Origin of the sequence: Saccharibacillus alkalitolerans, from assembly GCF_011090185.1 — a bacterium.
Lineage (GTDB): Bacteria > Bacillota > Bacilli > Paenibacillales > Paenibacillaceae > Saccharibacillus > Saccharibacillus alkalitolerans.
Window position 1 is genome coordinate 16636 of the sequence record NZ_JAAFGS010000015.1, and the last position, 14770, is coordinate 31405.

Genomic DNA, 14770 nt, shown 5'->3' on the forward strand with positions numbered 1-14770 from the left:
TAGACTTCAACCCTGATTTTTCATATAATATCTAAAGCTGTTTAGAGAGGGCGGCCGAGAGCTCGGTCAGCATGCAGGGGCGGTGGAAAGCTTGTACATTTACGAAAAAGCGCCGGCGAAGATCAACTTGATGCTGGACGTTTTACATAAAAGAGAAGACGGGTTTCACGAAGTGGAGATGGTGATGACGATGGTCGATCTGGCGGATCGGCTGACGCTGAGCGATCCCGGCAGCAGCCGGATCTCGCTGTCGAGCCAATCGGGATACATTCCGCTGGACGACAAAAACCTGGCGGTTCGGGCGGCGCGTCTGCTGAAGCAGCGCTTCGGCGTAAGCCGCGGCGTACATATGCATCTGGAAAAACGGATTCCGGTAGCGGCCGGACTCGCGGGAGGAAGCAGCGACGCGGCGGCGGCTTTGCGCGGACTGAATCGGCTGTGGGAGCTCGGGCTGTCCGAAGCCGAACTGGAGGAGCTGGGCGCCGAACTCGGTTCCGACGTGCCGTTTTGCGTGCGGGGAGGAACGGCGCTGGCTACCGGACGGGGCGAAAAGCTGGAGACGCTGCCTAACCCTCCGCGATGCTGGGTGGTGCTGGCGAAGCCGCCGATCAACGTATCGACCGCCGACGTGTACGGCAATCTGAAAGCGGGGGAGATCGCCGTCCATCCTTCCTCTTCCAAGATGAGGGAGGCGCTGGAACGCGGCTCGTTCCGGGACGTCTGCGGCGGCTTGGGCAACGTGCTCGAAGACGTGACGCTGAAGCTGTATCCGGCTGTGGAGCGGCTGAAAAAGGTGACGGAGAGCCTCGGCGCGGACGGCGTGTTGATGTCCGGGAGCGGACCGACCGTATTCGCGTTGGTCGCAAAGGAAGAAAAAGCGCGGCAGATCTGCAACGGACTTCGGGGATTCTGCGAAGAAGTGTATGCGGTCAGAACGCTCGGGTAAGAAACGCCCATCCTATCGGCGTTCGGTGTTTTATAAAATTCGAAGGGGAGCATTTGGGGGATTTAAAGCTCGGAAATTCGGCCAATCCGGCCTTTTTTCCTGAATTTCTCTGATTTTCCTTGCTTTTTTAGAGTTTTATAAAACATTCACATGTACAAATACGTACATCAATGATATATTTTTTATAAAACATTCGGATTTAGCGAGGAAACCCTAGTGAAAAAATTAAAACGCAGTGCACGTTTAGTCGAGTTAACCCAATTTCTGCTGGCCCGACCGCATTCCCTTATTCCGCTGACGACTTTCGCGGAACGTTACGGAGCGGCGAAGTCGTCGATCAGCGAGGATCTGGCAATCATCAAGGAAGTATTTGAAGAAGAAGGCATGGGCGAGCTGCAGACGCTGGCGGGCGCGGCGGGCGGAGTAAAATATATTCCGCGCGTCTCGGACGAGAAAGCGCTCGGCATCATTAACGGGGTCTGCGCCAAGCTGGAGGAGCCGGGCCGCATACTGCCCGGCGGCTACCTGTACATGTCCGATCTGCTTGGGCAGCCGCACCTGATGAACGAGATCGGCGACATTTTCGCGACCATCTTCGGCGGGAAGAACATCGATGTCGTGATGACGGTCGAAACGAAGGGCATCCCGATCGCCTACGCGACGGGAGCCAAGCTCAATCTGCCGGTCGTGCTTGTACGCCGGGACCATCAGGTGACGGAAGGCTCGGCGGTCAGCATCAACTACGTCTCCGGCTCGCACAAAAGCATCCATACGATGACGCTCTCGCGCCGGGCGATGAAGGAGAAGTCCCGCGTGCTGATCGTCGACGACTTCATGAAAGCGGGCGGTACGGTACGCGGGATGATCGACCTGTTGGCCGAATTCGATGCCGAAGTCGCAGGCGTGGGCGTGCTGCTCGATTCCGGTTCCGTCGATTCGGAAGAGCGGTTGTTCGAGGACTACGTGTCGCTGGCGACGCTTGAGACGGTAGACGCGAAAAATCGGGTAGTCGGCGTAAAGCCGGGCAATTACTTCGACAAGTAACGCCGGGCGGGTTCCGTTTTCGGCATAGATGCAAAAAGACGCTTTCCCCCCGGAAAGCGTCTTTTTGCATCTATGCCGCCGACCAAGGCGCTAGGAACGATAAAATCTGCAAAACGGAGGCGAAATTCGCAAAAGGACGTCCAAAAAACTGAAACCTTTTCGCAAATCCGTCGTATTGATAACGAGTTTCAGCGTAAAACGGCGGTATCTGTCGATTTCATGAATAAAAGCAAAAAAAATTACGGAATTCCTGAATTTTTGTCTGCAAAAAGAAGGATTTTGAAAGTGGGTGTGGAATAATACACCAAGTCTTCTAATGATAAAGGTGGTGAACCTAGATGCAAATTACGGCTGTGAGACTCCGCCGCGTCAACTCCGAAGGTAGAATGAAGGCAATCGCTTCGATTACCATCGACGACGAGTTTGTCGTTCACGACATTCGGGTGATCGATGGAAATAACGGAATGTTTGTCGCAATGCCGAGCAAGCGTACACCGGACGGCGAATTCCGGGATATCGCCCATCCGATCTCTTCGGGAACCCGCGAGAAGATCCAAGCTGCCGTTCTGGAAGAATACGAACGGGCCGGCGTGGAAGGCGCGGAAGTCGAAGAAGCGATCGAAGAAGGCGCGTAAGACACACATAACAGACGGAACGGGGAGCCGGGGAGTATCGGTTCCCTTTTCTTTTTGCCCGGAATGCGCTATATTCAGTATAGTAAACAGTTATTGCGAAATAGGGAAGCGAGGCGAGGATGCCGACTCAAACGGTTTTTTTCGCGGCGGAATCTTAGTTCGGAATAACGATTCAATTCGCATTTGTGAAGGCTGCGGACAATCTTCGCGGTCGGATGAATGACATAGACGCAGCAGAAGACGCAGAAATAACGGCTGAAGCGCCGAACCCCTCATAACCGTCGCCTCCATAGGCAACGGTTATTTCCGGGTAAACGAAGAGGAGGCATGGCATTGAAAAGGATGGCGATTGTCCTGGCCGCCGGCAAGGGCAAACGAATGAAGTCGAAGCTGTACAAGGTGCTGCATCCGGTATGCGGCAAGCCGATGGTAGGCCATGTCGTGGACACGGTTCGCCGGACGAACAGCGAGCGTACGGTAGTGATCGTAGGCCACGGAGCCGAAGACGTGAAGGCTTATCTGGGCGACCAGGCGGAGTATGCGCTGCAGGAGCAGCAGCTCGGCACGGGACATGCGGTACGTCAGGCGGAAGAACTTCTGGGTAAAGAAGAAGGAACGACCATTCTGATCTGCGGCGATACGCCGCTCGTGCGCGCGGAAACGATCGAAGCGATGATCGCGCTGCACGAAAGCGAAGGCGCCGCGGCCACCATTCTGACGGCGACTCCGGAAGACCCGACCGGCCTCGGCCGCATTATCCGCGGCGAAGACGGAGGCGTCGTGCGCATCGTCGAGCAGAAGGACTGCACGCCGGAAGAAGCCGCCGTACGGGAAATCAATACGGGAACGTACTGCTTCGACAACCGCAAATTGTTCGATGCGCTGTCCAAAGTTACGAACGACAATGCCCAGGGCGAATACTACATCACCGACGTCATCGGCATTTTGCGGGGCGAAGGCGAGAGAATCGCCGCCTACGTGACGCAGGATCTCACGGAGTCGATCGGCGTCAACGACCGCGTGGTGCTGTCCCAGGCTGAAGCGGCGATGCGCGAGCGCATCGTGCGCGAGCATATGCTCGGCGGCGTAACGGTCATCGATCCGGCTTCGACGTACATCGGCGCGGACGTATCGATCGGCTCCGATACCGTGCTCTACCCGGGCACCGTCATTACGGGCCGCGCTTCGATCGGCGAAGACTGCAAAATCGGCCCGAACAGCGAGATCGAAAACGCGGAAATCGGCGACGGCACGACCGTATCGCATTCCGTGATCCGCGATTCGAAAGTCGGCGATCACGTCTCGGTCGGACCGTTTGCTCATCTGCGTCCGGGCGCAAGCCTGGCCGAAGGCGTAAAGGTCGGCAATTTCGTGGAAGTGAAGAACGCCGAAATCGGACAGGACTCGAAAGTGTCCCATCTGAGTTATGTCGGCGACGCCAAAGTCGGCAGCCGCGTCAACATCGGCTGCGGCGCCATTACCGTCAACTACGACGGCTTCAACAAATCGCTGACGGAGATCGAAGACGACGCGTTCGTCGGAAGCAACGTCAACCTGATCGCGCCGGTCCATGTCGGCAAAGGCGCTTATGTGGTGGCCGGCTCCACGATCACGAAGCAGGTGCCGGAAGGCGACCTGGCGATCGCAAGAGCGCGCCAGGAGAACAAGCAGGGCTACGCCGATAAGATCAAGGCGCGCGCCAAGGCGAAAAAAGAAGCAGGCAAAGACAAATAAAAAGCGAAACGGCCGTCCGGGTAGAGACCGGACGGCGTTTCGCGAGAGTTCGAAGCGGCGTGAAGGGCAAAGCTCCGCCAGTCGGAGCGGCATCGCTATATTCAGAGCCAGGGCGCTTATGGCGCGCCTGACCACTAATGACCAGCACGGAGGGTTTACAATACTATGACTTATTGCGATTCAAAGCTGAAAATATTCACGTGCAATTCGAACCCCAAGTTGGCGAACCAAATCGCCGACTATATCGGAATCCCGATGGGCGAATCGCACACGACGAGCTTTAGCGACGGTGAGATTCAGGTTAAGCTGTCGGAGAGCGTGCGCGGCAGCCACGTCTACATCATCCAGTCCACCTGCGCTCCCGTCAACGACAATCTGATGGAACTGCTGGTTATGGTCGATGCGCTGAAGCGCGCTTCCGCGAAAAGCATTAACGTTGTCATTCCGTATTACGGCTATGCGCGTCAGGACCGCAAAGCCCGTTCCCGCGACCCGATTACGGCGAAGCTGGTAGCGGACCTGATCGAAAAAGCCGGCGCTCATCGCGTCATCGCGATGGATCTGCACGCGATGCAGATTCAGGGCTTCTTCGACATCCCGGTCGATCACCTGCTGGGCGTGCCGATTCTGGCGCAGTATTTCCGCTCGAAGCAGATCGAGAATCCGATCGTCGTCTCGCCGGACCACGGCGGCGTCGTGCGGGCACGCAAATTGGCGGATCTGCTTAACGCTCCGCTGGCGATCATCGACAAGCGGCGTCCGGAACCGAACGTCAGCGAAGTCATGAACATTATCGGGAATATCGAAGGCAAAACGGCGATTCTGATCGACGACATCATCGATACCGCCGGCACGATCGTGCTCGGCGCGAACGCCCTGGTGGAAGGCGGAGCGAAAGAAGTATACGCCTGCTGCACGCACCCGGTTCTCTCGGGACCGGCGATGGATCGTTTGGAAAATTCGCCGCTGAAGGAAGTCATCGTGACCGATACCATTCCGATCACGCATCCGAATCCGACGAACAAGCTCAAAGTGCTGTCCGTGGCTCCGCTGCTGGGCGAGGCGATCATTCGCGTCCATGAAGAGCTGTCGATCAGCAAGCTGTTCGAACTCTAAGATTTCCCATCGCGATAAGCCTGCCGCGGGTTACGCCTCCTTCCCGGAAGGAGGCGTAACCCTTCTCGGCGTGAACGTTTCCGGCGCTCGCGGGAAAGTCCGGAGCGTCCGGAAGGCGGGCGGGGAAGGCCCGAAGGTCAATAACCGGGGCGGGAGAGGAACACGTACCGGCCGCGATGATAAAGAGCTTGGCCGATCTCGATGAAGCTGTCGTGGATGCCGGTAACGAGTCCGATATCGACGGGAACGTCCTGGTGATATACCTCGACGGGGACTCCGGCGTTCATATGATCGTGAAAGTGGCGATTTTCTTTGAGTACGGCTCCGAATGAATACATGTCGCTTTACAGCTCCTTTGCTGATACTGACTCGCAGGCGATTCGCGGCCCAGCCGCGCGACCTTGCGCTTTATCCCTATATTGTAACAAAAATACGCATCAGAACCATAACGATTGCGAACGAGGAGCCACGGCAGATGAAATGGATCGTTGGGCTGGGGAATCCCGGCAAAAATTATGAAAAAACGCGCCATAATGTCGGATTCATGGCATTGGACCGATTGGCACAAAAACACGGCATATCGATTACCCAGAGCAAGTGCAAGGCGCTGGTCGGCGAAGGCATGATCGGCCGCGAGAAGATCGTGCTGATCAAGCCGATGACGTTCATGAACCTGTCCGGCGAATCGGTGCGCGCCTATATGGATTACTACAAGGTCGAACTGAAAGACCTGATCGTCGTCTACGACGACCTGGATACCGAGGTGGGCCGGGTCCGGCTGCGTTATCAGGGCAGCGCCGGCGGCCATAACGGGATCAAGTCGATCATTCAGCATACCGGCACGCAGACGTTCGACCGCGTGCGCATGGGCATTTCCCGTCCTCAAAACGGCATGGCCGTCGTCGACTACGTACTGGCTCCTTTCGCCAAAGCGGAGCAGCCGCTGCTGGACGAAATGATCGAAAAAACGTGCGAAGCGATCGAATACAGCCTGGACCATACGTTTGAACAAACGATGGCCCGGTTCAATGGATAAAGAAGGCCTTTTTCGTCGCACGTCCTTACGTGCCGCAAGGCCTTCGTGCCGTATCCTTTTACTTTCCCAGTCTGAGACTTTACAAGCATAAGAGAGGTGCCCCCCTTGTTAAACGCGCTTATCAAAGAAGTTGCCCGGGATCACGACTTCGTCTCCATCAAGGACGCCGTTTCGGCGGGGATGAAGGAGCAGTTGGTCGCGGGCTTGTCGGGCTCGGCGCGCCAGTTGATGATGGCGGGCCTGCATCAGGAGCTGGAACGTCCGCTGCTGATTGTGACGCATAATATTTTTTCGGCTCAAAAAATCGCGGATGATCTTCAGGAAGCGCTTCCTGAAGGGACCGTGCTGTTCTACCCGGCCAACGAGCTGGTCGCCGCGGAATCGGCCATTTCCAGTCCCGAGACGATCGCTCAGCGGATCGAAGTGCTGACTCGCTGCGCGGACGGGTTTAAGGGCGTTCTGGTGGTGCCTTTTTCGGGCCTGCGCCGCTTCGTGCCGGATCCAACGGCAATTCGCGAGGCCCAGTTCACGCTTGAAGAAGGCGGAACGCTGGATCTCGAACGGTTTCTGCTGCGAATGGTCGAACTCGGATATTCGCGCGTCGAACGCGTGGAGACCCGGGGCGAGATGAGCGTGCGCGGCGGAATCGTCGACTTTTTCCCGATGACGTCGCAGCTTGCGTACCGGGTCGAACTGTTCGACGACGAGGTCGACTCGATCCGCACGTTCGATCCGGAAGACCAGCGTTCGATCGATAAGGTCAAAAGTGTCCGCATCCTGCCGAGCCGTGAGCTTGTGGCAAGCGGCGAACGGATGCGTAAAGCGGCCGACGCGGCCGCGGCGCTGCTGGAGAAGCAGCTCGAACGGATGACCGACCGCAAAGCCAAAACGGCGATGCAGCAGGAAATCGGCCGCGAGATCGACATGCTGCGTCAGCAGATCCATTTCCCGGAGATGTACAAATACGTGTCGCTGATCTATCCGGAACAGCGGACGCTGTACGATTACATGCCGGAAAACACGCTGCTGCTGATGGACGAGCCTTCGCGTCTGCTCGACACGGCTTCGCAGCTCGAGCGCGACGAAGCCGAGTGGAATCTGCATCTGCTGCAGAGCGGGAAGAGCCTGCCGGATCTGCCGCTGGCGATCGAAGGCGACGGGGCCGTGTATCAGCGCCCGTTCCAGACGCTGTTCCTGTCTCTGTTCGTCCGGCAAATTCCGCGCACCCATCCGGGGCAGGTCGTCAATGTGGTCAGCCGGACCATGCAGGACTTCCACGGACAAATGAACGTGCTGAAGGCCGAGATGGACCGCTGGAAAAAGTCCAATATGCGCGTCATCATGCTGGCCGGAGACGACGAACGGGCCGAGCGCATCCGCCGCGTGCTGGACGATTACGAGATCGAAACGCCGGAGATCGTGCGCGGCCATCTGCAGGGAGGCTTCGAACTTCCGTCCGCGCATCTGGTCGTCATTACGGAAGGCGAGCTGTTCGCGCAGAAGCAGCGCAAAGTCCGTAAAAACAGCGGGTCCAAGCAGATCGACAACGCCGAGCGCATCAAGAGCTACACCGAGCTGAAGGTCGGCGACTATGTCGTGCACCAAAACCACGGCATCGGCAAGTACCTCGGCATCGGCACGCTCGAAGTCGGCGGCATCCATAAGGACTACATGCATATCATGTACGCGGGCGGAGACAAGCTGTCCGTGCCGATCGAGCAGATCGACCTGATTCAGAAATACGTCGGCGCCGAAGACAAAGAGCCGAAGGTCTACAAGCTGGGCGGCAACGAATGGACCCGGGTCAAGACCAAAGTCCGCTCGTCCGTGCAGGATATCGCCGACGACCTGATCAAGCTGTACGCGGAACGCCAGGCTTCGGCCGGCTACAGCTTCGACAAGGATACGCCGGATCAGCAGGAATTCGAAAATACGTTCCCTTACGAAGAGACGAGGGATCAGCTCCGGGCGATCGAAGAGATCAAGGGCGACATGGAGATGAGCCGTCCGATGGACCGCCTGCTGTGCGGAGACGTCGGCTACGGCAAGACGGAAGTGGCGATCCGGGCGGCGTTCAAGGCGGCGATCGAAGGCAAGCAGGTGGCCATTCTCGTGCCGACGACGATTCTGGCGCAGCAGCACTACGAAACGTTCAAGGAACGCTTCGAGGGCTACCCGTTCAATATCGGCGTCCTCAGCCGTTTCCGTTCGCGCAAAGAGCAGAACGAGACGATCAAGGGCGTCAAGCAGGGCACGATCGACGTCATTATCGGCACGCACCGCATTTTGTCCCAGGACCTCGTATTCAAGGATCTGGGCCTGCTCATCGTCGACGAAGAGCAGCGCTTCGGCGTCACGCATAAAGAAAAACTCAAACGCCTCAAAACGAACGTGGACGTGCTGACGCTGACGGCTACGCCGATTCCGCGCACGCTGCACATGTCCATGCTCGGCGTACGCGACTTGTCGGTTATCGAGACGCCGCCGGAAAACCGGTTTCCGGTGCAGACGTACGTCGTCGAATACAGCCCGACGCTCGTGCGCGAAGCGATCGAACGGGAGCTTGCCCGCGGAGGACAGGTCTACTACCTGTACAACCGCGTGCAGGGCATTCATGAAAAAGCGGCGGAAATCTCCGAGCTCGTACCCGACGCGCGCGTCAGCGTGGGTCACGGCCAGATGAGCGAGCAGGAGCTGGAGCGGACCATTCTCGACTTCCTGGAAGGCGAGTCGGACGTTCTGGTCAGCACCAGCATTATCGAGACCGGGGTGGATATCCCGAACGTCAATACGCTGATCGTGCATGACGCGGACAAAATGGGCTTGTCGCAGCTGTATCAAATGAGAGGACGGGTCGGTCGTTCCAACCGGATCGCTTACGCGTACTTCTCTTATCAAAAAGATAAGGTTCTGACCGAAGTCGCCGAGAAGCGCCTTCAGTCGATCAAGGAATTCACGGAACTCGGCTCGGGCTTCAAGATCGCGATGCGAGACCTGTCGATCCGCGGCGCGGGCAACCTGCTGGGCGCGGAGCAGTCCGGCTTTATCGCGTCGGTCGGTTTTGATCTGTACTCGCAGATGCTGGCCGAAGAAATTCAGAAACGCAAAATCTCGATGCTGGGCGAAGCGCCGGCGGACGACAAGAACTGGAGCACGATGATCGACCTGTCGATCGACGCTTATCTGCCTTCGGACTATATCTACGACAGCATCCAAAAAATCGAGATTTACAAAAAAGTGGCTGCGGCCACGACCTTCGAAGACGTGCTGGAATTGGAGGACGAGCTGCTCGACCGTTTCGGCGAGATGCCGGAAGCGGTCGTGCGCCTGATGCAGGTGGCGCGCTTCAAGATTTACGGACGGATGTACGGCATCGAGAGCATCGCGAGAAAAGGCGACGACTTCACGGTGACGTTCTACGAAGGACAGGAAAAGGCGGCCGAACCGTCCAAACTCGCGCGAATTGGAAATCGGTTCGAAAGCAGTGTACAATTTAAGCAGGGCATGCCTCTTGCGTTTACGATCAAGGGCAAGAGCCTGCCGGAATCCGAACGGCTGGAGACGCTGGAGCGGGTTCTGGACGCCCTCCAAGAAGCGTTCAAATCGAAGGGAGAACTTCATGATGCAGTCAAGTCATAAAAAATGGGGAAAATTGGCGTCGCTCGGCGCAGTCGCGGTATTGTCTTTTTCCGTGCTGGCGGCCTGCGGCGACAAAGCCGATAACGACACCGCAAAGACCGACGACAGCAAGGTACTGGCCACTTACGACGGAGGAACGGTGACGGAAGACCAGTTCAATACCGAACTGAACGTAATGAAATTCCTTCAGCCGACCTATGCTTCGTTGATGGATTCGGCCGAAATCAAAAACTATATGCTCGACCAACAGATCGCTTATAACTATCTGGAAGGCAAAGCGACGGACGAAGAGAAGAAGAAGGGCGCCGATATGGCGACCGAGCAAATCGACCAGCTGAAGGCGCAGGTCGATCAGGAGCAGCTCGACACGATGCTGACGTCGCAAAACATCACCGAACAGGACCTGACGACTTACATGACTCAGGTAATGACGGCCGTGCAGTATATGTCCGACCAAGTGACGGACGAAGAAGTGCAGAAGGAATACGACGCCAACAAGGAAGCTTATATCACGGCGGACGTTCGCCACATTCTGATCAACTTCACCGACGCCGAAGGCAGCAAGCGTACCGACGCCGAAACGCTGAAGCTGGCGAAGGAAGCCAAGGCAAGAGTCGACAAAGGCGAAGATTTCGCCAAAGTCGCGGAGGAACTGTCGGAAGATCCGGGTTCGGCTTCGAACGGCGGCCTGTACGCGGACGCTGCCGTCAGCCAATGGGTTGAGGCGTTCAAGAAAGCGGCCATGGAACAAGAAGTCGGCGTAGTCGGCGATCCGGTCAAGACGGAATACGGCTACCATGTCATCAAAGTCGAGAAAAGAAACGACACGCTCACGGACGAAGTGAAGGAATCGGTTCGCCGCAACCTCGCTTCCACCAAGCTGAACGATTTCATGGAAAAAGAGCTGAAAGGCATCACGAAGAGCAAGGAAGAGTTCAAGGACGAAGAAGCGCCTGCAGCCGGAGATCCGAACGGAGCGCCGGCCGAAGGAACCGACGGCACTTCGATCGAAGGCACGGACGGAGCGGCCACGGAAGGCGCGGATCAAGGCGCGCCGGCCGATCAGGGCGCCGCGACGGACGGATCCGGCGATGCCGGAACGACGACCGATACGAAGACGGACGGCAAGTAAATCGCGACTCATAACGAAACCCCAAAATAGCGCGCAACCCGCGCTATTTTTTTGAGCCGAAAAACGCCGGGAGTCCGAAGGACTCCCGGAAGGAAAGGAGGGCGCCGCATGAAGACGCCCGCTTCATCGGGTCTGCTGCGGGGCGCTTTTATCCTCGGAACCGCGGCGATCCTGTCCAAGCTGATCGGCACGCTGCAGAAAATCCCGCTGCAAAACATAGGCGGAGACGGCGTGTTCGGCATTTATACGACCGTTTATTCCTTTTATGCGTTTCTGGCGGTATTCGTGACGGCGGCTCTGCCGGCGGCCATTTCGAAGTACGTCGCGGAAAGGACGGCGGAATCGGACGAGCGCGGCGTGCGCAAGGTGCTATTTGCCGGCCTCCTGACGGCCTGCAGCGCCGGTCTTCTGATGGCGCTGGGCATGTGGTCCTTCGCTCCCGCCCTGTCCGGCTGGATCGGGAGCGAGCATACGCTTCTTCCGCTGCGGGCGGCTGCGCTGGCGCTGCTCGTCGTACCGCCGATGGCTGCGCTGCGCGGCTTTTTCCAGGGGCTGCAGCAGGCGCTGCCGACAGCCGTGTCGCAGGTGACGGAGCAGATCGTCCGCGTCGGCGTTATGGTGGCGCTGCTGCTGACGCTGAACGCGGCGGGAGCGTCGGACGAGCGTATCGCGGCCGGAGCCGCGCTGGGCTCGGCCGGGGGCGGACTGGCGGGCTTGGGCGCCATGCTGCTGTTCTGGCGCCGTTACGGCCGCAGCGGCCGCGCTTGGCGCCCGTCGGCGGCGAAATTGGCCGTGCAGGCCGAACGCGAGGCCGAAGAGGAAGCTTTGCGGTCGGTCGGCGCTTCGGATGCTTATGCGGAGAAGGAGCCCGGCTTCGTTGAAGCGGCGGCCGATTCGGCGGAACGGCCGAAGCGCTTCACGTCGGGGCAGTGGGCGAAGCGGCTGTTGATCTATGCGGTTCCCGTATTTGTCGGCTCGCTGTCCCAGCCGCTGTTAAATCTGGTCGATACGCTCACCGTGCCGCGCCTGCTGCAGGGAGCCGGATGGAACGACCTGGCTTCCATGGAGCAGTTCGGCGTCTATAACCGGGGTATTCCGCTCGTGCAGCTCGTCTTCATGCTGGCGACCTCGCTTTCGACGCTGCTGCTGCCCGCGATCGCCGAGGCGAAAGCCCGCGGCGAAGAAGACCGGATCCGCTCTTCCGCGGGTACGTCGCTGCGCTGGCTGTGGATTCTCGGCCTGACGGCCGCCGCCGGCCTGGCCGCGTTGGCCGAGCCGGTCAACGTCATGCTGTACGCCGACGCGGAAGGCACGGACGCGCTGCGCTGGACGGCGCTGTCGGCCGCCGGCGGCACGCTCGGCATCGTCTCGGCCGCGCTGCTGCAGGGCATCGGCGCCGTGCGCGCGCCCGCGCTGTTCCTGATCGTCTCGGCCGCGCTGAAGCTGGTGCTCAATCTGCTGCTGGTGCCGCAGATGGGCATCTCCGGCGCCGCTCTGGCCGGCGCCGTCTCCTACATGGCCGCCGCGCTGCTCGGCGTCCTGGTGCTCGCCCGTCTGACCGGCCTGCGCGGCGGCGTGCGCCGCGCGCTGCTCCAGCCCCTGCTGCTGGCGGGGCTGACGGCGCTGGCCGCCTATTCCGCCCGCCTGCTGTGCGGCGTGCTGCTCTCCGCCGCGGAACTCGGCGGCCGCGCGGGCGCGCTGCTGACGAGCGTCGCGGGCGTCGCCGCCGGCGTGCTCGTCTTCGCCGCCGCGCTCGTCTACACCCGCGCGGTGTCGGACGCGGAGCTGTCCGCGCTGCCCGGCGGCGCGAAGCTCGCCGCTTTGGCACGGCGTCTTCGGCGGGAAGCGTAGCCGGCGTCGCATCCGGCGGGTTTTGCTTTTTTGGTCTGCGGGAACGTCTGTACGCATTTTGGATTCGCAATTCGCCGGAACCCGTGATATAGTGGTAAAATGCGAGGTGCAGCGGAAGGAGAGGAATGGCAATGGGTACGGGAATTACGGTCGTCGGACTTGGCTCCGGCGATCCGGATCAGCTGACGCTGGGTATATGGAAAGTTCTTCAGGGCGCGTCCCGGATTTATGTGCGGACCAAGGAGCATCCGGTCATGAACCGGATCGCCGGGGAGGGCATCGCTTTCGAGTCGTTCGACTCGGTCTACGAGAACAACGGATCGTTCAGCGACGTGTACGAGACGATTGCCCGGCGGCTTGTCGAGCTTGCCGCCTCCGGCGAGCTTGTCTATGCGGTTCCGGGTCATCCCATGGTCGCGGAGAAGACGGTACTGCTGCTGCGCGAATATGCCGAGGAAGCGGGGATTCCTCTGAAGGTGCTGGGCGGGGAAAGCTTCCTCGACCAGGCCTTTGTCCGGTTGGGCTTCGATCCGATCGAAGGGTTCCAACTGCTGGACTCTTCGGACGTGACGGTCGAGAGCATCCGCCCTTCCCTGCACACGCTGATCGGGCAGGTCTACGATTCGCTGACTGCCTCGGAGGTTAAACTCGGTTTGATGGAAGTCTACCCCGACGATCATCCGGTTATCGTGGGTCATGCGCTCGGCGTGGAAGGCGAAGAACGGATTCTGCGCGTTCCCTTATACGAGTTGGATCGGCTGGAAGGGTACGGCAATCTGTCGCTCGTCTACATACCGAAGGCCGACGACGAGTCGCTGACGATCGGCAGCTTTGCGAGGCTGCACGAGATCGTGGGCATTCTGCGCAGTCCGGGCGGCTGCCCGTGGGATATGGAGCAGACGCACGCCTCGATTCGCAAAAATCTGATCGAGGAGACGTACGAAGTGCTGGAAACGATCGACGACGACGATCCGGACCATATGCGCGAAGAGCTGGGGGATCTGCTGCTGCAGATCATGCTGCACTCCCGCATGGAAGAGGAAGTCGGCACGTTCACCGTCTACGACGTGATTCGCGGATTGAACGAGAAGCTGATCTTCCGCCATCCCCATGTATTCGGAGACCGGGCGGCCGGCAGCGCCGACGAGGCGCTCAAGAATTGGGACGCCATGAAGGCGGAAGAGAAGAAGCGCAAGGGCGCATCCGCGCCCGAAGCTTCGCTGCTCGACGGCGTTCCGAGAGATCTCCCGGCGCTTATGAAGGCGTACAAGCTCCAGAAGAAGGCGGCGAAGGCCGGCTTCGACTGGGAGAAGATCGAAGACGTCTTTGCGAAGATCGAAGAGGAACTGGGCGAGCTGCGCGAAGCGCTGGCCGAGGGAGCCGATTCGGAATCGCTTAAGCTCGAATTGGGCGATCTGCTCTTCTCCGCGGTCAATGCGTCGCGCTTCTTGGATGCGGATCCCGAAGAAGCCCTGTCGCTCGTCAACGACAAGTTCCGCCGCCGCTTCCGCTATATCGAGGATCGGCTGCGCGAGCAGGGAAGCTCGCCGCAAGGCAGCACCCTCGAGGAAATGGATGCTTTGTGGAACGAAGCCAAAGGCGCGGAACAAACGAAGTGACAAAATTTTCAAAGCGCC

11 protein-coding genes are annotated in these 14770 nt (G+C 59.0%); 10 read left to right on the top strand and 1 reads right to left on the bottom strand.

All coding sequences use genetic code 11. The annotated features are described in order from the left end of the window. The first annotated feature begins 91 nt into the window (after nt 1-91). From ispE to GYN08_RS22865, 5 genes are all read left to right on the top strand, one after another. Nucleotides 92-946 carry a 4-(cytidine 5'-diphospho)-2-C-methyl-D-erythritol kinase gene (ispE, locus tag GYN08_RS22845; RefSeq protein ID WP_166279819.1) on the top strand — a complete coding sequence of 285 codons (855 nt, stop codon included), beginning with the start codon at nt 92-94 and terminating at the stop codon, nt 944-946. 216 nt (nt 947-1162) lie between these two features. Beyond that, nucleotides 1163-1990, top strand: a complete 828-nt coding sequence (gene purR, locus GYN08_RS22850; RefSeq protein WP_166279822.1) for a pur operon repressor — start codon at nt 1163-1165, stop codon at nt 1988-1990. Between the two features lie 338 nt (nt 1991-2328). Beyond that, nucleotides 2329-2625 carry a septation regulator SpoVG gene (spoVG, locus tag GYN08_RS22855; protein ID WP_166279825.1) on the top strand — a complete coding sequence of 99 codons (297 nt, stop codon included), beginning with the start codon at nt 2329-2331 and terminating at the stop codon, nt 2623-2625. A 327-nt stretch (nt 2626-2952) separates the two neighbouring features. Next, a complete protein-coding gene (glmU, locus tag GYN08_RS22860) occupies nt 2953-4359 on the top strand; it encodes a bifunctional UDP-N-acetylglucosamine diphosphorylase/glucosamine-1-phosphate N-acetyltransferase GlmU (RefSeq protein WP_166279828.1) in 1407 nt (468 codons plus the stop codon). A 165-nt stretch (nt 4360-4524) separates the two neighbouring features. Beyond that, entirely contained in the window at nt 4525-5475 is a 951-nt protein-coding gene (locus tag GYN08_RS22865) for a ribose-phosphate diphosphokinase (RefSeq protein WP_166279831.1), read from the top strand. 137 nt (nt 5476-5612) lie between these two features. Here the strand turns inward: GYN08_RS22865 and GYN08_RS22870 are convergent, their stop codons facing one another. Next, nucleotides 5613-5813, bottom strand: coding sequence for a hypothetical protein (locus GYN08_RS22870; protein WP_166279833.1), 201 nt, complete (start codon nt 5811-5813; stop codon nt 5613-5615). A gap of 137 nt (nt 5814-5950) precedes the next feature. On the opposite strand from GYN08_RS22870, the gene pth reads away from it, so the two are divergent. The 5 genes from pth to yabN all read left to right on the top strand — a co-directional run bounded on the left by pth (nt 5951) and on the right by yabN (nt 14752). Next, nucleotides 5951-6511, top strand: a complete 561-nt coding sequence (pth, locus tag GYN08_RS22875; RefSeq protein WP_166279836.1) for an aminoacyl-tRNA hydrolase — start codon at nt 5951-5953, stop codon at nt 6509-6511. A gap of 105 nt (nt 6512-6616) precedes the next feature. After that, entirely contained in the window at nt 6617-10150 is a 3534-nt protein-coding gene (mfd, locus tag GYN08_RS22880) for a transcription-repair coupling factor (protein ID WP_166279838.1), read from the top strand. Then, the gene (locus GYN08_RS22885) at nt 10131-11282 is read left to right on the top strand and encodes a peptidylprolyl isomerase (protein WP_166279841.1); all 1152 of its coding nucleotides are present in this window, start codon (nt 10131-10133) and stop codon (nt 11280-11282) included. Before mfd ends, GYN08_RS22885 begins: the two co-directional genes overlap by 20 nt. Before the next feature lie 108 nt (nt 11283-11390). Continuing rightward, the gene (locus tag GYN08_RS22890) at nt 11391-13133 is read left to right on the top strand and encodes an oligosaccharide flippase family protein (protein ID WP_166279844.1); all 1743 of its coding nucleotides are present in this window, start codon (nt 11391-11393) and stop codon (nt 13131-13133) included. Nucleotides 13134-13264: 131 nt separating this feature from the next. Then, nucleotides 13265-14752 (top strand): bifunctional methyltransferase/pyrophosphohydrolase YabN, encoded by a 1488-nt coding sequence (yabN, locus tag GYN08_RS22895; protein ID WP_166279847.1) that lies wholly within the window; start codon nt 13265-13267, stop codon nt 14750-14752. The last annotated feature ends 18 nt before the right edge of the window (nt 14753-14770 follow it).

What these genes read in the sequence shown, in the direction of transcription:
- pth (WP_166279836.1), top strand. Translation starts at nt 5,951, where the DNA reads ATGAAATGGATCGTTGGGCTGGGGAATCCCGGCAAAAATTATGAAAAA.
- glmU (WP_166279828.1), top strand. Translation starts at nt 2,953, where the DNA reads ATGGCATTGAAAAGGATGGCGATTGTCCTGGCCGCCGGCAAGGGCAAA.
- spoVG (WP_166279825.1), top strand. Translation starts at nt 2,329, where the DNA reads ATGCAAATTACGGCTGTGAGACTCCGCCGCGTCAACTCCGAAGGTAGA.
- GYN08_RS22890 (WP_166279844.1), top strand. Translation starts at nt 11,391, where the DNA reads ATGAAGACGCCCGCTTCATCGGGTCTGCTGCGGGGCGCTTTTATCCTC.
- GYN08_RS22885 (WP_166279841.1), top strand. Translation starts at nt 10,131, where the DNA reads ATGATGCAGTCAAGTCATAAAAAATGGGGAAAATTGGCGTCGCTCGGC.
- GYN08_RS22865 (WP_166279831.1), top strand. Translation starts at nt 4,525, where the DNA reads ATGACTTATTGCGATTCAAAGCTGAAAATATTCACGTGCAATTCGAAC.
- GYN08_RS22870 (WP_166279833.1), bottom strand. Translation starts at nt 5,813, where the DNA reads ATGTATTCATTCGGAGCCGTACTCAAAGAAAATCGCCACTTTCACGAT.
- yabN (WP_166279847.1), top strand. Translation starts at nt 13,265, where the DNA reads ATGGGTACGGGAATTACGGTCGTCGGACTTGGCTCCGGCGATCCGGAT.